The sequence below is a fragment of the Corynebacterium stationis genome, from assembly GCF_001941345.1.
GTDB classification, from domain to species: domain Bacteria; phylum Actinomycetota; class Actinomycetes; order Mycobacteriales; family Mycobacteriaceae; genus Corynebacterium; species Corynebacterium stationis.
Genome location: NZ_CP009251.1, coordinates 2,474,017 through 2,494,911 on the forward strand (window position 1 = coordinate 2,474,017; position 20,895 = coordinate 2,494,911).

The window sequence follows — 20,895 nt, forward strand, 5'->3', positions numbered from 1 at the left end:
TTTAGGGATTAGGACCTACCGGTGACTAGTCCACGAAATTGCGGGTTGCCAGCACGGCACCTGCCGCTGCAATCGCAATACATGCTGACATGCCCAGGGACATCACCACCGCGGTATTTCCGCCTAGGCCCATCAACGGACCGACGACAGCGGCGAGCACCGATTGCCCAAAGCCCATAATCGCGGTGACCGAGCCGGCGCGCGTGCGCATGAGCCCAGTTGCCATCGCCGTGGAATTGCCCATGATGACTCCGTTAGGCGAAATACACAGCAGCAGCGCAAGAATAATCCAGACCAGTCCTGCGCCGGATAGCACCGCAATCAGCAGCAGCACATTGCCCAAGAGCGCCAGGCTCAGCCCGCCCAGCATGACTTTCTTGGTGCCTAACTTGTCGATGCACCGTGAGTTCACAAAACTTCCCACGCACATGCCCAAGGCGTTGAGTGCAAAGACTGCAGCATAGCCGCGCGGACTGAGCCCAAATTCCTGCTGGAATACGAACGACGATGCTGCGATATAGCAAAACATGGAAGCGAAGGCGAAGACCATCGCCGCAAGAAATCCCCAAAAGCGCGGGCTTTTGAGCACAGCGGCGTAGTTAGAAAGCACGCGCGCCAAAAATCTTTGTCCTGTGGCACCTTGGCCGCCAGGGCTTTGTCCTCCAGTTTCGGGAACGATCTTTAGAACCACGAGCAGCTGGACTGCGTGCAGTCCGGTAAGCACCCAGTAGATGCCACGCCAGCCAATTGGCTCCGCCAACAGGCCGCCGACGATTGGCGCGACGGCGGGGGCAATCGCCAAGATGGCCATCAACAGCGAGTAAGTCTTGGCGGCTTCGCGCCCAGATAGCAGGTCCGGCACCATAGCGCGCGCGAGCACCACGCATGCCCCGCCGCCTAAGCCTTGTAAAAAGCGCGCGGCGACAAAGATCGCGATACTCGGTGAGAGTGCTGCGATAGCGGAGGCTAAAAGCGCCACTATCGCGCCGGCAATGAGCAGCCGGCGCCTGCCGATGACATCTGAAATCGGGCCCACCATCAGCTGCCCCAGCGCCATGCCGACGAAGAACCCTGAGAGGGTCAGCTGCACTACCGAGTCAGGGGCGCCGAATTCTGCACCCACCGCTGGCAGGGTGGGAAGATACATATCAGTCGCAAAAGGCGCTGTTGCGGACAACAGCGCCAATGCCAAAAGTAAAGAAACGGCCATCTATGCGTCTCGTTTGACCAACATAACTAGCCCGATAATCCAGGCTGCCAGTGCCCAGACCGCAAAGACCAGTCCGGATCCGGTCACGGAATCCCACGGTGCACCCGCAACATCACCATCCATGATCCACGTGTTGAGCGCGGAAAATGGCATGTAGTGCACGATGTCCTCGCCGATTTTCGGAATCATGGTCACCATGCCGTCGATACCTAAGTACAAAATCAGCGACAGCGCCACCGCGCCGGTGGTCTGACGCATAATCAGGCCTAAGCCCTGGCTAAAGATAACGAGCATGAGCATGCCCAGGGGGAAGACCCACAGCGCGCGTTTGGTGAAATCGTCAAAGATCTCAAATTGCTCGCCCATCTCACCAGCCAGCAACAGCTTCGCTAGCACCAGGACTGCCAAGATAGCGACGACCACGAGGATTGCGGCGATAGCCGCGTACATCACGGCTTTCACAATCACGACCATCGCGCGGTTTTGATTCGCCATATACGTGTTGGTTTGGACCCCGAAGCGGTATTCGGTGGTCACGACCATGACGGCTTGGATGAGCAGCACTGGCATAGCCAAGCTGTAGACACCCGTGACTAAAGCATTAGGTGGCACAGGAATCTGCTCTTCCACCGGCTGGGAGTTGCCCGGAAGAACCATCAACAACGTCCAGCCGATGGCGAGGAAAAAGAATACTCCGGTTGTCCACCACACCGAGCGGGTAGTAAATAACTTGGTCAGCTCTGAGCGAAAAGTATTAAGAAGCATCGGAGTCCTCTCCCGGTAGAGCCTCGGCATGGTACTGCACGGAATCGCTAGTGAGATCCATAAAAGCGTCTTCCAGCGAAGCGCGCTTGAGCGTTAGCTCAGTCAGCGGCACGCCCACCGAATAAGCGAGGTTGCCCACGTAATCGGTGGTTTGGTCGCGAATGAGCAGCTGCTCGCGGCCTTCTTCGTCGTGGGTGGAAGTAAATTCCACGTTCTCATTTTCCAAAGCTTGGGAAAATTCCGGCACGAAATCGGTGCGTACCAAAACATTGGACGCTGAATGCTCTTTCACGAACTCATAAGTTGGCTGGTCCGCAATCAATTTTCCGCGTCCGATGACAACCAGGTGATCTGCGGTCAAGGCCATCTCTGAGAGCAGGTGGGAGGAAATCAAAACCGAGCGGCCTTCTGCCGCCAGCGCGCGCACCAGAGAGCGCACCCAGCGGATACCTTCGGGGTCAAGGCCGTTGACCGGCTCATCCAGAATCAAAATCTCTGGGTCACCCAGCAAAGCACTGGCAAGGCCCAAGCGTTGGCCCATGCCGAGTGAAAAGCCGCCGGCTTTCTTCTTGGCCACATCACTCAAGCCCACAAGTTCTAAGACTTCCTTCACCCGTGAGGTCGCAATGCCGTTGGATTGCGCCATCCACTTTAAGTGCGCCGCCGCAGAGCGGTTCGGGTGCACTGCCTTGGCATCAAGCAAACAGCCGATGGTGCGCAGTGGGTTCTTCAGCTTCGAATAAGGCGTGCCGTGAATGAGCGCGCTACCTGCGGTTGGCTCATCAAGTCCGACAATCATGCGCATGGTAGTGGACTTGCCCGCGCCGTTAGGACCTAAAAACCCAGTTACTTTCCCGGGCTTGACTTCAAAAGAGAGGTCATCAACCGCACGGACTGACCGATATTGTTTCGTCAATCCTTGAACTTCAATCATGCACACAACGTTGCCATAAAATCCTCTCGCGTGGCCGCTGACCCCACCGATTACCCCTTAAATCAATGGTTCAATCAACTGCCTAATCCTTGGCAGTGCCTGCCGAAACGGCGCAATGAGCTGCAACTCTTCCAGCTGGTCTACTGGCACCCAACGCAGCTCCTTAGATTCTTCATTTGCCGTGGTAGCAAGCGTATTTCCATCACTGGTTTGGGCAATAACAGTGGTATAAGTCCACCCACCAGGTAAGCCCGCTACTGCCTCAAAAGGACCGGCGGTTACTTCCGCCCCCACCACCAAGACGTGATTTGGATCTATTGCACATTCTTCTACGGTTTCACGCACAGCTGCATCTTCGGCACTTTCGTGAAGGTCGCGCGCGCCCCCTGGGATGCCCCATGTATCACCGAAATTGGTCCACGCAGCGCGATGCTGCATCAGCACCACTGGCCCGGAACTATTCCGCGCGAGAAGAAATAACCCGGCAGCGCCATAGCGTCCCCACATGCGAACCCCACCGGGCCCTGCTGCCCAACCGTCACCATTTGCGTGTAGTGCTTCCCGTCCAGCCATAGTTATTTATCCTACTCGAGCATCTTCGCGCGCGAAGCGAATCACATCAGCCCCAATTTTCACAACATTTCGTGTCAGTGGGTAGAAGATCACACTTTGATTGCGTTAGTCTTAAGCAATGACCGGGCATCGGGATGCGCAGCGAAATGTGCAGCTTAAAGACGAGGATTTCCCCTCTCCTGAATCAACCGATCCCGGCTCCCATGACCACTGGCTAGATGAGGTCACAGAACCCTCGGATCCAGTGTTCAACCCCGCCACGCAATTCGCGCTCTCCACCTTCTCAGGTCCCGTGCGCCTTTTGCGTCGCATTTGGAATTTCATGACGACCACCCCTGGTCGCATGTTCGCCATCACCGTCGCCCTTTCTATTGCTTTGGCCGCTGCCGGTGTATCCATGTCGAGTTCTTCCGCTGAGCGCCAAGACGATCTCGATCGGTTGCTCACCATTACTGAGCCCACCGCTAATGCCGCGCATAATCTCTATACCTCGCTGTCACTGGCGGACACTGTGGCATCGACAGGCTTTGTGCAAGGCGGGGTGGAATCATCGCAAAGCAGGCAAAAGTACAACGAGGCCATCGACCGTGCTGCCGTGGCTGCCACCCAAGCCGTTCAAGGCGCTGGCACCGCCGACCATGAAATCCGGCAACTTGTGCAATTTATCCAGCGCGAATTGCCGGTTTACACCGGCACGGTCGAAAACGCGCGCGCCAACCACCGCATGTCCAATGCTGTTTCCGCAGCATATATGTCGAATGCTTCGGCCATCATGCGTGAAGAAATCCTGCCTGCTGCCTCCCGGCTGTACTCGATAACCTCCTCGCGCGTAGCCGATGAACAACGCAGCTTGACCTCCCCACAATGGGTGCCACTCTCCGGGCTTTTCGCCGCCGTATTCTTCCTGCTGCTGGCGCAATGGTGGCTGTGGCGAGTTACCCGCCGCCGGCTCAACCGCGGCTTTGTCACCGCCACCTCGCTGATGACCCTGGCTATTTTCTGGGTCTCAATTGCCAATATCGCCACCTGGTCCGCGGGCTCCCAGGCCTTTGAAGAAGCCTCCAGCCCGTGGAGCTCATTGACCACCTCGCGCATTGCCGCCCAGCAAGCCCGCACCACCGAAACCTTGGCGCTAGTGCGCCGCGATTCCGAAGACGAATCCGTACCCTTCGTGCAGGTCGAATCCTCTATCCGCGAAGCCCTTGACGAATTCGAAGCCACCACCCCGGCCTCCACCGAACCTGATGATCTAACCAGCACCCAGCAGGCCATTAACACCGCGCGCGAAGCACTCGATGCCTGGAGCGTATCCCATGAGGAATTTGTCTCCGCGCTGCGATCTGGCCGCTATGACGATGCCCTGCACATTGCCACCGCCGCCAACCCCGACCCGGGCGAAGAGGCCACCGCTGCCTCTGCCTTTAACTCCTTGGATAACGCTTTGACCAAGCTGATTGCCGATTCGCGTGAAACCATGCGCGCCTATATCTTGGAAGGTCTTGCCGCGATGACCTTTGTGGCCTCTGCCGTCATGATCCTCACGGTCCTTGCGCTCTTTGCCGTGTGGCTGGGTATTCGCCCTCGATTGCAGGAGTACCTCTAATGACTAAAACTCGTGCACTTTCAGCGTTGTTGCTCGCAGCTTGCTTGACGATGACTGCGTGCGGCACCCGCAACGACGGTAAGACCCCGCCGGACCCGGCGCTGCAGCAAAGTGAAGAAACTAATGAGCTGCCACGTGCGATGAATTCGGATCCTTTGACTGCACCCATTGCTGGTCCCCCGCTGCCGGTGGGCTCACGCTGGATGCCGGCGAGCGAGTACACACCGAAAGAGTCCAACTTTGACGCGGAACTGCGCGGTACTTACCGCCCTGATGATAAAGACCCGAAAGAGCGCGTGCCCAATATCATTGAGCGCGGCCGGTTGATTGTGGGCGTGGATCAGTCGCATAATCTGCTGTCCTACCGTGATGCTGCCACCGGTGAGCTGCGCGGTTTTGAAGTCGAGATCGCGCACGAAATCGCCGAAGACATCTTTGGCGACCGCGACCGTGTGGATTTTCGTTTCCTGCAATCCGCGGACCGTACGCGCGCGTTGGCTAATGGCACCGTGGATATTGTTATTCGCACGATGACTATTACGCCGGACCGTGAGAAGGAAATCGCGTTTTCCCAGCCGTACATGATCACCGATACGCGCATGTTGGTGCTTACGAGCTCCGGGATTACTTCCGTGGAGCAAACCTCTGGGCGCACATTGTGTGCGGTGGAAGGTTCAACGGCGCTGGATAAGATCCCCGATTTCGCGCCCAATTCCAATTTGCTCATCACCAAATCTTGGGGCGATTGTTTGATGTCGCTGCAGTTAGGGCAGACCAATGCGGTGGTTGTCGATGACACTTTGCTTTCCGGGATGATGGCGCAGGACCCGTATTCTTCTATCGTTGGCGAAACTTTGGCGACGGAGAGTTACGGTATCGGCGTGCGCAAACCAGACCAGCATTTTGATTCGCGCGGGCTTATCCGCCAGGTCAATTCCACGCTCGACCGCATCCAAGAAGATGGCACGTGGCGCTCGCTTTTCGATGAATGGTTCGGCCCTTACTTACCCGTTCCCACTTTGCCGGAGCCGAAGTATATAGACGAAGGTCGCCGCGGCGACAACGATGATGAGGAGCAGGCATGACGCATAATTTCTCTGACGATGAGCTCAACTACCTCACTCCTGAAGACGATAAGGGCAAAGATGAAGATGGGGGGAAAGGCGAGCCCGGTACCGAGGCGGTTGCCTTCGATCCTTTCGCCGATGACGACGATGAATTCCCCGACGCTAGCCACAATGCTGCTGATGCTGAGGTAGCCGCGCTGTTGCGGCAAGTCGGTGCCGGTGACGACCCTGCCGGTAAGGGCGCTGCGGGTGACAATACCGCGGGCGGCGATGTCGATACGGGCGCTGCGACCGAGGCAGTTGCCTTCGATCCTTTTGCCGATGACGACGATGAATTCGGCGATGCTGACGGCGATAACCAGCGCACTGACGCTGTTGCTTTTGACCCCTTTGCCGACGAGGATGATAACGATGATTCAGAGGCGGCTTTTACCGACCCCGATAATATTGCCGCGCTGATTAAAGACTTAGGCCAGCTGCGCGATAGGAATGAAAAGCAGAGCGGCGATCTGCTTGACACCTCGCAGCGCTCACGCCAGCAGGCGCTGGATACTTTCCGCGAGCTGCGCTTGGCAGCGCGCACCAACCGCGAAGTTGCTGACGGCATGGTCACCCTGCCGTTCGTGGTTCCCACCGCACCCGAAGATGCGCTGATAGACCCGACGGAGGCCATTAAGGAAAAGAAGCTTTCCCCGCCGCAGCTCAAGCCCGGCGATATCGTCGCCAGCCAGTATGAAATCCTCGGCGTGATTGCGCACGGCGGCATGGGCTGGATTTATCTGGCCAATGACCACTTCGTCTCCGGGCGTGTGGTGGTACTCAAAGGCATGCAGGCGCACAAATCCGCTGATGAAACTGCCGCCGCCGAAGCCGAGCGGGAATTCCTAGCCGATATTACTCACCCGGGCATCGTGAAGATTTTCAACTTCATCGATGACGAGCGCGTGCCGGGCGGGTTCATCGTCATGGAGTATGTAGGCGGGCCATCACTGCGCAAACGGCGTAATGAACTGCCCAATAAGCGTCTGCCCTTTAGCATCGCGATTGCCTATATCTTGGAGCTTCTGCCGGCGCTAGATTACCTGCACTCGCGCGGAGTGGTCTACAACGATCTTAAGCCCGACAACATTATTGTCACCGAAGACCAGGTCAAACTCATTGACTTGGGCGCGGTCTCAGGCATCGGGGCTTTCGGCTATATCTACGGCACCAAGGGCTTCCAGGCCCCAGAGGTCCCCACCGAAGGACCATCGGTAGCCAGCGATATCTACACCATCGGGCGCACTTTGGCTGCGCTGACCTTGAAATTGCCGAGCGAAGACGGCGTCTTTTTGCCCGGCATTCCCAACCCGACGGAGCAGCCGCGCCTGCGCCGGCACGTGTCCTTCTACCGTTTGTTAACGCGCGCGACCAACCCGGATCCGAAAAAGCGCTTCAAAGATATCAGCGAGCTGCGCACGCAGCTCTATGGTGTGCTGCGCGAGATCATCGCCATTCGCGATGGCATCCAGCACCCGGCACAGCACTCGCTATTTTCCCCGGCACGTTCGACATTCGGCACCAAGCACTTGGTGTTTCGCACCGACCAGCTTATCGATGGCATCGAGCGGACCGTGCGTATTACCGCCCCCGAGGTTGTATCCGCGCTGCCCACGCCACTGCTGGACCATGACGATGTCGGCGCGGCGCTGCTGCAGGGCTATTCTTATACTGAGCCGCAGGAAGCGCTAGAAACACTGCGCCAGGCGATGCAAGCTGTGGAATATGAAAAGTCCGCCGAAATTCCTTTCGGCGTGGTTCGTTCGATGCTGGATCTTGGCTATACCGGCCAAGCCAAGCAGTGGCTGGATAAGCTCGAGCAAAGGCTCGGACAGGACTGGCGCTACCAGTGGTATTCGGGTGTTACCCAGCTACTTTTGGAAGATTATGAGGCAGCACAGCTGCACTTTTCCAATATGTTGGAGATTTTACCCGGTGAATCTGCGCCAAAGCTTGCGCTCGCGGCCGTCAATGAGCTGTTGCTGCAGTCTTTGGGCTATTCCGAACAGCAGCTTTTGGAACCGCCGGTGGCCCGCGCCTGTGCGAACATCACCTCGAACCTCTTTGAGCTCGACGATTCCTATTTTGAAGATCCCACCATCTGGGAACACGTCACCACCGACCCGAAGCGCATTCGCTTTAACTCGCTGCGCCTTTATGGCACGGTGTGGTCCACCAACCCTACGACCGTTTCTTCAGCTTTCGGACTAGCTCGCTTGCTGCGTGCGGAAAACCAAGTGGAAACGGCGGTTGCGACCTTGGACCGAGTTCCGAATGCTTCACGGCATCATCGCATGGCGCAGTTGACCACGATTCTGCAGCTCATCTCGTATGATGTCAACGAATCGCGGGTACGCCGCGCTGCGCGCCGACTGGAAGAAATCCCAACGAATGAGCCGCGCTTTTTGCAGATCAAAATCGCCGTCATTTCTGCTGGTTTAAGCTTCTTGCGCGACGCCAATCTCAAGGCAGCTGCCTCACCAAATGACCTTTTTGAGTATCCGTTCACCCAGCGAGGCCTGCGCTACGGCTTGGCCGATACGCTGCGTGCGCTCGCGCGCCAAGCGCCCTTTAGCCGTCACCGCTACGCGCTAGTGGACTTGGCAAACCAAGTCCGTCCCGTCACGATGTTCTAGGGCGCTTGGGCTTTCGCCCGCGCACCGTTGATGCTTTCCGGCGCTTACCCCTGGGTAAGCGCCGCGGCTTTTTGCGCGATAGCGAGTTCCTCATTAGTGGGCACGACCAGGACTTTCACCGTGGAGTCATCGGTGGAAATCTCGCGCGGCTCATCGGAGCGCACCGCGTTGCGCTCGGGATCAATCTTGATGCCATAGACCTCTAAGTCCGCGAGCGCATCCGCGCGCACCTCAACGTCATTTTCGCCCACTCCAGCGGTGAAAGTAATCGCGTCGACGCGGCCCAAAATGATCATGTACGAGCCAATGAATCGGCGCAGCTGGTGGATATAGATGTTATAGGCCAGCCAGGCATCGGAATTGCCGTCATCAATCATCTCGCGCAGCGCGCGAAAGTCATTGACACCGGCCAGGCCTTTGACACCGGATTTTTTATTCAGCAACACATCAATCTCATCGATGCTCATCTGCGCCTCGCGCGCCAGATGGAAGATGATGCCGGGGTCAATATCACCGGTGCGGGTACCCATGACCAAACCCGCGAGCGGCGTTAGTCCCATCGAGGTATCCATCGCACGGCCATTGTGCACCGCGGCTGCCGATGCACCATTGCCCAAGTGCAGCGTAATCTGCCTCGTGTGCTCCGGATCCCGGCCCAATACCTTCGGTACCTGCTGGGAAATAAACTCATGCGAGGTGCCGTGAAAGCCGTAGCGGCGAATATTGTACTGCGAGGCGACCTCATTATTAATCGCATACAGCGCCGCTGCCGGCGGCATGTGATTGAAAAAGGCCGTGTCAAAGACTGCCACGTGCGGCAGGTCCGGCAGGATTTCCCGTGCAACCCGGATGCCGTCTAAGTTCGCCGGGTTATGCAGCGGCGCCAAAGGGATCAGGTCTTCGATCATGGATTCAATTTGGGCATCGATAAGCACTGGCTCTGAAAAGAGCTTGCCGCCATGCACCACGCGGTGCCCGACCGCGAAGAAATCCAACTGCGAAGGGCCGACCCCGCGGGCATCGAGAAGCTCAAATGCGCGCTTTAAGCCCTGGGTGTGGTCGACAACCTCGAGTTCCTCGCGCGATTTCTCGCCTTCGACGGTGATATTGATAGCGCCCTGTGGCTCACCAATCTGCTCAACCAGACCAGAGGCCAAAGGCTCATCAGTTGCCGAAGACTCCGGGTCTACGATCTGAAACTTGATCGACGAAGATCCTGAGTTAATAACCAAGCAGTACATTATTTCCCTCCCGCTTGGATCGCCGTGATCGCAACCGTGTTGATGATATCCGGTACCGTCGCACCACGTGAAAGGTCATTGATCGGCTTTTTCAGGCCCTGCAAAATCGGGCCTACCGCCAAAGCATCACCCGTGCGCTGCGCGGTTTTGTAGCCGATATTGCCAGCTTCTAGGTCCGGAAAGATAAAGACATTCGCTTGCCCTGCAACCTCGGAGTCCGGCATCTTCTTCGCCGCAACGCCAGGGTCACAAGCAGCATCAAATTGCAGTGGACCGTCAATTTTGACCTGCGGGTCAATCGCCTTGGCACTAGCAACCGCCGCCGTTGCGCGCTCAACGTCCGGTCCAGCACCAGAGGTGCCGGTGGAATAGGATAACATCGCCACGCGCGGGTCGATACCAAATTGCTTCGCCGTGCGCGCTGAGACCACTGCGATCTCACCTAGCTGTTCCGCCGTCGGGTTGGGATTGACCGCGCAATCACCAAAGGCCCACAGGCGCCCGCGCATGACCATCAAGAAAATCGAGGAAACCACCGATGCGTCCGGCACAGTCTTAATGATTTGGAACGACGGCTTAATCGTGTGCGCAGTCGTGTGCGCGGCACCCGAGACCATGCCATCCGCTGCACCGCAGTGCACCATCATGGTGGCGAAATACGAGATATCTTTCATGGTCTCACGCGCCTGCGCGATGGTCACGCCCTTGGATTTACGCAGCTGCGCAAATTTCTGCGCGTATTCCTCCAGCAACGGTGAGCGCACGTGATCCAACAAGGTCGCATCATGTAAATCCACGCCCAGCTGCGACGCTCGTGATTCCAACGCTTCCGGCTCGCCCAAGATAGTGAGCTTCACCACGCCTTTTTCCAACAAAGCACCGGCGGCTAACAAGATGCGGTCATCCTCGCCTTCTGGCAAGACCACGTGCGCGCCGACCTTTTTCGCCTGCTCCAAAAGGTTGTGCTCAAAGACCGGCGCGGACATGACCGGCTTCACGTTCAGATTCACCGCACGGCGCAACGCGCGTTCATCGCTAATCTGCTCTGGGCTAAACACCCCAGCTACCGTGGCGTGCATATCTTTGGCGTGACGCTCAGCCAGCATCGCCGCGCGCGAATCTCCGCGGGCAACAATGACCAACGGGATTCCCAACGCCGCTGCCACCACAGCGTCAAAGTGACTATCGCCGGAGCCTTCGACGAACGCGGGGCCATCGGCAAGCGGCTGCGCAGCAACAATCTCTGCCACCTTCGGCGGCTGCTGCGAAAGGCGCACCACAGCGACCCCCGATTTTGCAGCCAGGTCGGCCACATCAATCTCGTCGAAACTCAAACCAAGCACATTCAGAAGCGCCGAACGGGTTTCAGGCATAATTGAAAGCAGACCTTTCGTTTTAACGGCATGGATACTGCACTCAATTCTATCCGAGCAGCGCACAATCCACGCGGAAAACGAAAAGTAGCAATATTTTTATGCACCCGCCGCGCACCGCCAATACACTGGCCAAACAGTGCAAGGGCGACCTTAAAACCCAAGGTAAGAGGTGATTGTTACCACAAACATCGCCTATTCTACAACGTAGACTTTAAGCACTATTCGAATTATCAAGGAGACGAATCTTCCGATGAGCACCACCGCGGACGTACACGCGTCCAACCAGCCCGCACGGATTGCTGTTATTGGCTCTGGCCCGGCCGGCATTTACGCTTCTGACCTTCTAGTGAAATCTGAACTGGACGTCCAGATTGACCTATTTGAGAAGATGCCGGCACCTTTTGGCCTCATCCGCTACGGCGTTGCCCCTGACCACCCACGCATCAAGGGCATCGTGCAGTCTTTGCACAACGTGATGGAAAAGAATGAGATTCGCTTCCTCGGCAACATTGAAGTCGGCCGCGACATCACCGTCGATGAGATGCACGAATACTACGACGCCATCATCTTCGCTACCGGCGCGACCCAGGACAAGGCCATGGGTCTGCCTGGTGAGGAGCTCGACGGCAGCTTCGGCTCCGCTGAGTTCGTGGGCTTTTACGACGGCAACCCAAACTTCAAGCGCGAATGGGACCTCAGCGCTGAGTCCGTCGCTGTTATCGGCGTCGGCAACGTGTCTTTGGACGTTTCCCGCATCCTGGCGAAGACCGCCGATGAGCTGCTGGTTACCGAAATTCCAGACAACGTCTACCAGTCCCTCAAGGACAACAAGGCCAAGGAAGTCCACGTGTTTGGCCGTCGCGGCCCAGCGCAGGCAAAGTACACCCCGAAGGAACTCAAGGAGCTCGACGAGTCCCCAACCATCGAGGTTATTGTCGCGCCAGAGGACATCGACTACGACGCCGCATCGGAAGCTGCGCGCCGCGAGTCCAAGTCCGTTGACCTGGTCTGCCAGACACTGGAAAGCTACGCCATGCGCGAGCCAGGCGATGCACCGCACAAGATTTACATCCACTTCTTCGAATCTCCTACTGAGATTGTCGGCGAAGACGGCAAGGTTGTGGGGATTCGCACCGAGCGCACGCAGCTCGACGGCAACGGCAACGTTACCGGCACCGGCGAGTTCACCGACTGGCCTGTACAGGCTGTTTACCGTGCAATTGGTTACCACCCACAGCACGTCGACGGCGTGCCTTTCGATGAGAAGAAGTCCGTCATCCCGAACGACGGCGGCCATGTTATCGACTCTTCCACCGGTGAATCCATCCCGGGCCTGTACGCCACCGGTTGGATCAAGCGCGGTCCTATCGGCTTGATTGGTAACACCAAGTCCGATGCCAAGGACACCACCACCATGCTCATTGAGGACTACGTCTCCGGCAAGCTCACCGCAGCTGATAAGCGCGACCCTGAAGCGATTATCAACCTGTTGGAGTCCCGCGATGTAGCGATCACCACCTGGGAAGGCTGGGGTCGCTTGGATGCAGCCGAGCGCGCCGCTGGTGAAGAATTCGAGCGCGAGCGCGTAAAGATTGTGGAGTGGGAGGACATGATCCGCCACGCAGGACCACAGGCCTAATTAAGCCACGCATTTAAGCGCGGGCGTCCTTTAGCGCGGGAGACTGAGAAAGTCTCCCGCGCTTTTCTTATGCCTCAGCGCCTGCCTATGGACAACTTCAGGGGTTAGGTGACGTTTCAACGCAGCTATCCACAGGCTGAGGCTGCTTGGACTAGACGGGCTTTGGAAGCTGGGCTTAGCTTTAAGGCCTGGACATCTTCCCGTCTTTAGCTCATATTGCCGCACACGGTGTCTCGGTGGTGCGGGCGTGCCAAAACCGCAGCGCTAACGACGTCATCGAGCTTGGTTATTCGCCGAAGGTACAACGGGAGCCAGACGTTGCGGCGGAGCAGGTCGGGTTGAGCATTGATCGCTTGACGATGTTCAACTGCCACCCCCTACGTCTCAAACCCCGCGGGCAAGCGTGGGTTTTGCGCGCGGGTAGGAGAGATTTTAGGCCCTCGGCCGACTGAGGCTGGTGTGCGTTTTGGATGCGCGAAGCACGGCATACACACGATGTCGGTTACTGATTTTCAGCGTCGCATCGCGGACTTGGAAAAGACCCTCGACGCCGGTATCCAAAAGCACACCGAAGCTGGCGGTGCTGCAGATACTGGAACAGCGCCAACGACGGTGACCCGAATGCGCCACCCCAGCGCGGGTGCATGCACCGCCGGGGTCGTGTGCGTTATCGCAGCCCAAGCGGGCGCCAGTATTCAAACACGCACCTTAATAGCTCACTCGGAGATTTCGACCTCATCGGAGGATAACTCCTTTTCAGAGGTTGCCCCATTCTCTTCGGTTAGTTCTGATTCAGGAACTAATCTTGGGGCGGCGCTAATCGTGATCTTCGATGCCGCGATCGCAGCGCGGTCGCGTGCTTCGGAGACATCGTCGGCGGTGGCCATGATCAACCCCATGCGTCGGCCAGGGTATGCCGAAGGCTTGCCGAATAGGCGCACATCGGTTTCTGCAACCTGCAGGGCTTCTTCAACGCCCGAGTAGGTAACTTCGTCGATCTCTTCGGTCGCGTGCAACAAAGAACTTGCGCCCGGTGAGACAAGCGTGATGTCAATCGGCAGGCCCAAAATGGCGCGCGCGTGCAATTCATACTGCGAAAAGCGTTGGGTAGCTTCGGTCAGCATCGCTTTATCAGAAGGACGCGGGGTCACCGAGGAGAAGTAGATATCGTCGCCCGCGACAAACAGCTCCACCGCGAAGATGCCGCGGCCGCCGAGTTCGTTAGAAATACGCGCTGCAACCGAACGTGCATTTTCAAAAGCACGCTGGCTCATCGTCTTTGGCTGCCAGCAGTCCACGAGGTTGCCGCGCGCATGCTCATAACCAATCGGCTCTGAGAACCACGTTGCCAGCTTGCCCGTTTCCGGGTCAATCGAGCGCACCGCCATGATGATGACTTCATAGTCAAAATCCACAAAGCGTTCGGCGACAACCCAGGAGTTCTTCTTGCCGCGACGCACATTATCCCACGCGTCTTTGAGTTGGTCTTCGTCTTTGACCAGCACATGCCCGCGTCCAGAGGTTGCAACATCCGGCTTAATAATGCACGGCAAACCGAGCTCGTTCACCGCTTCTTTCAAAGCGTCGAAGGTTTCTACGACCTTGTACGCGGTCGTCGGCAAGCCGAGGCTTTCTGCGACTTCGCGTAGCTTCTTCCGGTCGCTGGTAAGCTCACACGCCCGGGCGGTGGGCACAACGGTGACAGCGGAGTCATCGTGAAGCGCATGCAAAGCCTCATCTGCTACGCCCTCGATTTCTGGCACGACATAAGCCGGCTTGATGTGCTCAACTAAATCGAGCACCGCCTTTTCATCATCGATATCCGCGGTGTAGCTAAAGTGTGCAACCTGCTGTGCTGGAGACCCCTCATAGCGGTCGACAACGTGGACTTCCAAGCCCAAATTCTGAAACGCGCCCACCAAACCTTTGGCCAGCTCACCGCCGCCGAGCATGAGAACCCGAACAGCATTCGAGGTCAGGGGGCTACCGATATAAGACTCCAAGGTTGCTCCTTTTTATTATTTCTCGTCGAGCACGTCGTGGCGCACGATGGTCTGGTCACGGCCAGGGCCAACGCCGATGTATGACATGCGGGTGCCGGACAGCTCCTCTAGCCGCAGCACGTAATCCTGTGCCTTTTGTGGCAGCTCCTCAAAGGTGGTGCAACCGGTGATGTCTTCTTCCCACGCTGGCATGGTTTCATAAATTGGTTGTGCGTGGTGAAACTGCGACTGAGTCAGCGGCATTTCATCGAAGCGTTCGCCATCGACGTCGTAGGCGACGCAAATAGGGATTTCGCCGATGCCGGTGAGCACGTCGAGTTTAGTAAGGAAGTAGTCGGTAAAGCCGTTGACGCGCGATGCGTAGCGTGCAATGACAGAGTCATACCAGCCACAACGACGGGTGCGGCCGGTGTTGACGCCGACCTCGCCGCCGGTGGTCTGGAGGTATTCGCCCCACTTGTCAAAGAGCTCGGTTGGGAATGGGCCAGCACCAACGCGGGTGGTGTACGCCTTAATGATGCCCAGGGAGTGCGTGATGCGGGTAGGGCCGATGCCAGAGCCTACCGATGCACCACCGGCGGTTGGGTTGGACGAGGTCACGAATGGGTAGGTGCCGTGGTCCACGTCGAGCATGGTGGCCTGGCCGCCTTCCATGAGCACGTGCTTGCCGGCATCCAGAGCGGTGTTGAGCTCGTACTCGGAGTCCACGACCATAGGCTCGAGGCGGTCGCGGTAGGACAGGAAGTATTCGACGATGGTCTCAGGGTCAATCGCCTTGCGGTTGTACATTTTGACCAGCATCTGGTTTTTGATATCCAGCGCGGATTCGACCTTCTGACGCAGGATGGATTCGTCGAAGATGTCTTGCACGCGAACTCCCACGCGCGCGACCTTGTCGGCATAAGCTGGGCCGATACCGCGGCCGGTGGTGCCAATCGCGCGCTTGCCCAAGAAACGTTCCTGCACGCGGTCTAAGGTCTGGTGGTATGGCGCAACCAGGTGCGCGTTGGCGGAAATACGCAAGCGGGAAGCATCAGCGCCGCGGGCTTCGAGGCCTTCAATTTCCTCAAAGAGTGCTTCGAGGTTGATAACTACGCCGTTGCCCAGCACTGGCACGGCGTTTTCGGAGAGGATGCCGGCGGGCAGCAGCTTGAGTTCGTACTTTTCGCCACCGACTACAACGGTGTGGCCAGCATTGTTACCACCGTTGGGCTTGACGACGTAGTCCACGCGTCCACCCAGGATGTCTGTAGCTTTGCCCTTGCCTTCGTCGCCCCATTGGGCGCCGACGATAACGATAGCTGCCATGGTTATTCACTTCCTAGATTTAAGGCTAAATACGCGTTAACTCTACCTTTATCGCCAGTGATAATGTATTTAGCCATGCAAGTTCGTATTTTGCGCTGCGGTGATGTCCCGGTGCCAGATGTTGAATATCACCAGGTATCGGCGATTCCGACGCGTCAAGAACTGAAAATAATCGATGAAGCTGCGGCGGCAATTTTGCCGGTTGACCCTACCCCGTCGCTGGATGAAATTGCGAAGCAGCCGGATGTTTCGCATTTGGGTGCGCCGCAGTTTGCGCCGCAGCCTATCCATGATCCCTTGCGCATTGTGGTCATCGGCGACGATGCCGCGCTTTCAGCTGTGTTGACGCGCATGATGCGAGCGGATTATATGTGGGCAGAGGTCGGTTACGTCCCTGTCCTTGGCGAAGGAGCTTCGAAAAATGCCGGCAGTGGAGCGCAAGTCTCCACTGCCGCGCAGAACTGGAATATTCCGGCTGATACCGATGCCGCGATGAAGCTGGCCTTGGAGGGGTCGGTGTATCCGGTGCCGTTGATTCGCAATGACACCGGACTTGCCGTGGCGGGTTCCGCGGTCATCAGCGCGTGGGAGAACGGGCCGCTAGTCGGCGAAATTATTGTCGATGACACGACGCTGGTTGCCGGGTCGCAGCAATTTGGAGCGCGCTTGGTGCCGATGCTCGATGCTCCGGGCATCGTGGCCGCTGCCGCGCGCACGCCTTTTGCGTACCCAGAGGCAAAAAGCCGGTGGGAGCGGTTGAAGCAAAAGCTCGCGGGTCAAGCAGCGCTCGGGCAGTTGGATTCTGCTTCGGCGCTCACCGGCCGGGCGCTGCAGGCTGGGGGGCCTGATTTGCGCGTGACCGTCGATGGCGTCAGCGCGAAGCGTCCCGTGAAGCGTTCGACGTTTTACCGGCACCTGCGCGATTTACAGGTCGTGCGCGCCGAGGGCTAGACGACGAGGGCTAGACCTCCGGTGGAAACGCCGGAGTCTTCGAGGTTGGTTTAAGCTGTGCCACGGCAGATTCGCGCGACATGCCGCACACGATCATCAGATCGACTGCCACCGAGCGGGTCTGCGCGAGAATGGCATAGGCAGAGAGCACGGAATTTTTATCCAATACCTCGGTGCCGGATTCTGCGGCGACGTCGCGCAGGCGGTTAATTAGCGCGGGGATTTCTTGAGCTTCGATGACTTTGGTGCGTTTTTGATAGACCGTCGATAAGCCAAGGGCGATATCGGCGAGTTCTTCCAGCAGCGCGATTTGTTTATCGCTGACCTTATCGCCGTCTTCACACAGCACCCCAGCCCGGCGCGCCAACACTTGGACCAGGCGAACGCAATTGCCGACAGGCTCGAGCATGCGCTCAAAAGAGCGCAGCTGCCGGCGCGAGCTCCACATCAAAGGCGAGACCTTAGTGACTTCCTTGCCGGATTTCGCAGCCGCCAGCATGCTGTTGATCTCGGTCTGCGAGTTGTTGACCGCATCCATGGCTTGGTCGATAACCTTGGAGTCGTTATCACGCAGGCCGGCGACGACATCGTCAAGCACCGAGGAGATAATTGCCAGCACCTTGGAAATCTCATTGCGCCCGTTGGTCAACGGCGAATTCGGCAATAGCGCGATGGTGGCGATACCAATGACGCAACCAATCAGCGCGTCTATCGCGCGCTCGAGCCCGCCGTTGGAGACATCGGGCGGCAATATCGTGGCGATAAGGATAGAGCCGATGACAATCTGGTTGCTCACCAGCACAGATTTTGTCAGCAGGGAGCCGACAATCAGCGCGATGAACACAATGAGCGTGATCTGTAAGGGACCGGTCATGCCGGTGGAATGGAAAAGCAGGTCGCCCACGGCCACGCCCATCACGCCGCCCATCGCCATTTCAAAGGCGCGACTGAGGCGGTCGCCGCCGGAGAGGCCGAGGATAATGACCACGGACATCGGCGCGAAGAACGGCTGTGGGTGGCCCACTAATTCGTGGGCCACCCAATAGGCCAAGCCAGCGCCAATGGTGGCTTGGAGCATATAAGGAAAGCGGGTGCGCACACGGTTGATTCGCGAACGAAGTGAGTGTTCGACTACCTGGAGTCGCTCGCGGGTGTTGATCTTGCCGCCGTGTGTGCCTTTGCCCTTTCCTGCCATGTATACCGAGTTTAGTCGTAAAGCTCTTACTTGCTGACGGACTTGCCAACAGACTTAAGGTCCTGGCAAGACTCGATGATGCGCTCAGACATGGACTGCTCTGCCTTCTTCAGGTAAGAGCGTGGGTCGTAGACCTTCTTGTTGCCAACTTCGCCGTCAATCTTGAACACGCCGTCGTAGTTGCCGAACATGTGGCGCGCGATCGGGTTGGTGAACGCGTACTGGGTATCGGTGTCGACGTTCATCTTGATAACGCCGTAGCGCAGCGCTTCTTCGATCTTTTCCTTTTCGGAACCGGAGCCACCGTGGAAGACGAAGTCGAATGGGTTAGAACCAGCGGCGAGGCCGAGCTTTTCTTCGGCAACCTTCTGGCCCATGTCCAAAATCTCCGGGCGCAGCTTCACGTTGCCTGGTTTGTACACGCCGTGCACGTTTCCGAAGGTCGCAGCCAGCAGGTAGCGGCCGTTTTCGCCGGTGCCTAGGGCATCGATGGTCTTCGCGAAGTCTTCTTCGGTGGTGTACAGGTTCGCGCCAGCCTTAGCTTCAACGCCATCTTCTTCGCCGCCGACGACGCCGATTTCAACTTCCAAAATGATGTTGGCAGCGCGCGCCTTTGCGAGCAGTTCTTGGCCGATTTCGAGGTTTTCATCGATAGGCACAGCGGAACCATCCCACATGTGGGACTGGAACAATGGCAGCTCGCCGCGGTCGACGCGCTCCTGGGAAATCGCAATCAATGGGCGCACGAAGTCATCGAGCACTTCCTTCTGGCAGTGGTCGGTGTGCAGTGCGACGTTGATGCCGTAGTGCTTCGCTGCCTCATGAGCAAACGCAGCCAACGCCTGTGCGCCAGCGACCTTGTTCTTTACACCCAGACCGGAACCGAATTCAGCACCACCGGTGGAAAATTGGATGATGCCGTCGGATTCTGCTTCGGCGAAGCCCTTCAACGCTGCGTTGATGGTCTCCGATGAGGTGCAGTTGATCGCGGGAAACGCAAAGCCATCCTTCTTGGCGGTGTCAAGCATTGCGTTATAAATTTCAGGAGTTGCGATAGGCATGAATTCTTCCTTCTTACGCGTGGAATGAAATGTCACTAACTAGTATGCCTGCGTGAAGGAATTCTTGCCGCGAACTCAGCTATGAAATTAACTTTCTTCGAGCGTGCCAGCTACCCGCGCGGCTGCTTCTAGCAGCATCCAGCCTGATAGCTGCACCGAAAGATCACGCTCGGCAATGCGAATGACTCCGACTTTTTCTCCCAGCGAACTCGCACCGACGCCGTAGTTATGCGGCAAGCGCGCGTCAGCGGTCCAGTCGGTGCCGAAAATTGGCAGGCCATCGACTTCTAGGCGGTGCTCCCACACAGAGTTTGCCGAGGCCATGACCAACCTTGCCGCAAGTTTGCGGGTCGCACGGTTCGCCGGAGAATCGGCCGGCAAACGCACCGCAACTTCAGCTAAATAGCGCGCCAGAATGCCTTTAAACAGCCCGCCGTCGCCGTCGCCAGTGTCCCAATCGATAACACCAGCAGGAGTTGCCATCTCCGAAGCCACCGCTTGAACCAGGCCGCGGATGCGGGTGAGATAGCGCATGGTTTCATCGGCAAGCTCGGCGTCGCGGACTGAATCTATTTGCTCCAAAGAACCCACTCCGGCCTCTTTACGTAACGCCAATGCGATTTCCAAACACGCGCCTAGGACAACGCCTTGGCAGTAAGGGTGGATATTGCGCACCAGTTCCGGTCCGTCCATGCGCATGCGCAACCCGTCCATGATGAAGCCGTCATCGTCGACCAAATTGTCATAAATCCAGTCCACGATGTGCCGGGCTTCATCAATTCGCCCCATGCGCGCGAGCATGATCGCCGCAGGGCCATTGGTAGGCACGTTTAAAAAGGTCTCACCTTCGCGCCACGGCAGCACACCGAAGGTCTTATCCCGGCCCTCAAGGATGTTGTTTTGCAACGACGTCAGGCTTTTCGGCCGCGACATCTTCGGCAGCTTCGCCACTCGGTCCATGGCCAAAGCCAGCCACAACTTGTCGTCGTAATAACGGTTTTTAGTCAAAGCCGTTATATTGCGACGTCGGATTCCGCGGAGAGTGTCAGAAATTCTTTTGCGTCGAGTCTTGGTGTTGTGACGCAAAGCCGCATCTACCTGACAATCGACATAGTGAGCTTGCCACCAGTAGTGCCAATGCACAAAGAGGCGCTCTTTGGACACGGGTGGCCAGCTCACGACGGCTAGGTTCGTCCGGGGCAAAGACCACACAGACGTTGCATGCCGGTCATGAATTGCCGACTCAGCAAGGTCGGCGCGATGCGACCATTTTTCTTTCACGGCGGCTTTATCA

General features: G+C 57.5%; 16 protein-coding genes. 5 read left to right on the forward strand and 11 right to left on the reverse strand.

Going from position 1 to position 20,895, the window contains the following annotated elements:
- Positions 1 to 25: 25 nt before the first annotated feature.
- From CSTAT_RS11525 to CSTAT_RS11540, 4 genes are read right to left on the reverse strand one after another with little or no spacing between them, the layout of a single operon-like run.
- On the reverse strand, positions 26 to 1,210 hold the full coding sequence (locus CSTAT_RS11525; RefSeq protein ID WP_075723570.1) for a multidrug effflux MFS transporter: 1,185 nt from the start codon (positions 1,208 to 1,210) through the stop codon (positions 26 to 28).
- On the reverse strand, positions 1,211 to 1,975 hold the full coding sequence (locus CSTAT_RS11530; protein ID WP_075723571.1) for an ABC transporter permease: 765 nt from the start codon (positions 1,973 to 1,975) through the stop codon (positions 1,211 to 1,213).
- Positions 1,965 to 2,909 (reverse strand): ABC transporter ATP-binding protein, encoded by a 945-nt coding sequence (locus tag CSTAT_RS11535; RefSeq protein ID WP_066796516.1) that lies wholly within the window; start codon positions 2,907 to 2,909, stop codon positions 1,965 to 1,967. Before CSTAT_RS11535 ends, CSTAT_RS11530 begins: the two co-directional genes overlap by 11 nt.
- Before the next feature lie 57 nt (positions 2,910 to 2,966).
- Positions 2,967 to 3,482: an NUDIX domain-containing protein gene (locus CSTAT_RS11540; RefSeq protein WP_075723572.1), complete on the reverse strand. Its 516-nt coding sequence runs from the start codon at positions 3,480 to 3,482 to the stop codon at positions 2,967 to 2,969.
- A 118-nt stretch (positions 3,483 to 3,600) separates the two neighbouring features.
- Between CSTAT_RS11540 and CSTAT_RS11545 the strand changes: the two genes are divergently transcribed.
- The 3 genes from CSTAT_RS11545 to CSTAT_RS11555 are packed head-to-tail and all read left to right on the forward strand — an operon-like array spanning position 3,601 to position 8,827.
- A complete protein-coding gene (locus CSTAT_RS11545; RefSeq protein WP_075723573.1) occupies positions 3,601 to 5,085 on the forward strand; it encodes a hypothetical protein in 1,485 nt (494 codons plus the stop codon).
- On the forward strand, positions 5,085 to 6,170 hold the full coding sequence (locus tag CSTAT_RS11550; protein ID WP_075723574.1) for a glutamate ABC transporter substrate-binding protein: 1,086 nt from the start codon (positions 5,085 to 5,087) through the stop codon (positions 6,168 to 6,170). Before CSTAT_RS11545 ends, CSTAT_RS11550 begins: the two co-directional genes overlap by 1 nt.
- A complete protein-coding gene (locus CSTAT_RS11555; RefSeq protein WP_075723575.1) occupies positions 6,167 to 8,827 on the forward strand; it encodes a serine/threonine protein kinase in 2,661 nt (886 codons plus the stop codon). The genes CSTAT_RS11550 and CSTAT_RS11555 overlap by 4 nt, the downstream gene beginning before the upstream one ends.
- Before the next feature lie 44 nt (positions 8,828 to 8,871).
- Here the strand turns inward: CSTAT_RS11555 and CSTAT_RS11560 are convergent, their stop codons facing one another.
- Together CSTAT_RS11560 and pta are read right to left on the reverse strand one after the other, a co-directional pair.
- Complete coding sequence (locus CSTAT_RS11560) at positions 8,872 to 10,071, reverse strand: acetate kinase (RefSeq protein WP_075723576.1); 1,200 nt, start codon at positions 10,069 to 10,071, stop codon at positions 8,872 to 8,874.
- A complete protein-coding gene (gene pta / locus CSTAT_RS11565; RefSeq protein ID WP_075723577.1) occupies positions 10,068 to 11,441 on the reverse strand; it encodes a phosphate acetyltransferase in 1,374 nt (457 codons plus the stop codon). Before pta ends, CSTAT_RS11560 begins: the two co-directional genes overlap by 4 nt.
- Positions 11,442 to 11,694: 253 nt before the next feature.
- On the opposite strand from pta, the gene CSTAT_RS11570 reads away from it, so the two are divergent.
- Entirely contained in the window at positions 11,695 to 13,083 is a 1,389-nt protein-coding gene (locus tag CSTAT_RS11570; RefSeq protein ID WP_066796534.1) for an FAD-dependent oxidoreductase, read from the forward strand.
- 716 nt (positions 13,084 to 13,799) lie between these two features.
- On the opposite strand, the gene purT is transcribed toward CSTAT_RS11570, so the two are convergent.
- Both purT and CSTAT_RS11580 read right to left on the reverse strand, forming a co-directional pair.
- Entirely contained in the window at positions 13,800 to 15,035 is a 1,236-nt protein-coding gene (gene purT, locus CSTAT_RS11575; RefSeq protein WP_244892941.1) for a formate-dependent phosphoribosylglycinamide formyltransferase, read from the reverse strand.
- Positions 15,036 to 15,101: 66 nt separating this feature from the next.
- Entirely contained in the window at positions 15,102 to 16,394 is a 1,293-nt protein-coding gene (locus CSTAT_RS11580) for an adenylosuccinate synthase (RefSeq protein WP_075723579.1), read from the reverse strand.
- Between the two features lie 75 nt (positions 16,395 to 16,469).
- Here CSTAT_RS11580 and CSTAT_RS11585 point away from each other — a divergent pair, with 75 nt between their 5' ends.
- Positions 16,470 to 17,345 carry a hypothetical protein gene (locus CSTAT_RS11585; protein ID WP_066796542.1) on the forward strand — a complete coding sequence of 292 codons (876 nt, stop codon included), beginning with the start codon at positions 16,470 to 16,472 and terminating at the stop codon, positions 17,343 to 17,345.
- A gap of 10 nt (positions 17,346 to 17,355) precedes the next feature.
- On the opposite strand, the gene CSTAT_RS11590 is transcribed toward CSTAT_RS11585, so the two are convergent.
- The 3 genes from CSTAT_RS11590 to CSTAT_RS11600 all read right to left on the reverse strand — a co-directional run bounded on the left by CSTAT_RS11590 (position 17,356) and on the right by CSTAT_RS11600 (position 20,882).
- Entirely contained in the window at positions 17,356 to 18,540 is a 1,185-nt protein-coding gene (locus CSTAT_RS11590; protein WP_066796545.1) for an FUSC family protein, read from the reverse strand.
- A gap of 26 nt (positions 18,541 to 18,566) precedes the next feature.
- Positions 18,567 to 19,601 (reverse strand): class II fructose-bisphosphate aldolase, encoded by a 1,035-nt coding sequence (gene fbaA, locus CSTAT_RS11595; protein WP_066796547.1) that lies wholly within the window; start codon positions 19,599 to 19,601, stop codon positions 18,567 to 18,569.
- An 87-nt stretch (positions 19,602 to 19,688) separates the two neighbouring features.
- Positions 19,689 to 20,882 (reverse strand): glycoside hydrolase family 76 protein, encoded by a 1,194-nt coding sequence (locus CSTAT_RS11600; RefSeq protein WP_066796550.1) that lies wholly within the window; start codon positions 20,880 to 20,882, stop codon positions 19,689 to 19,691.
- Positions 20,883 to 20,895: the final 13 nt, after the last annotated feature.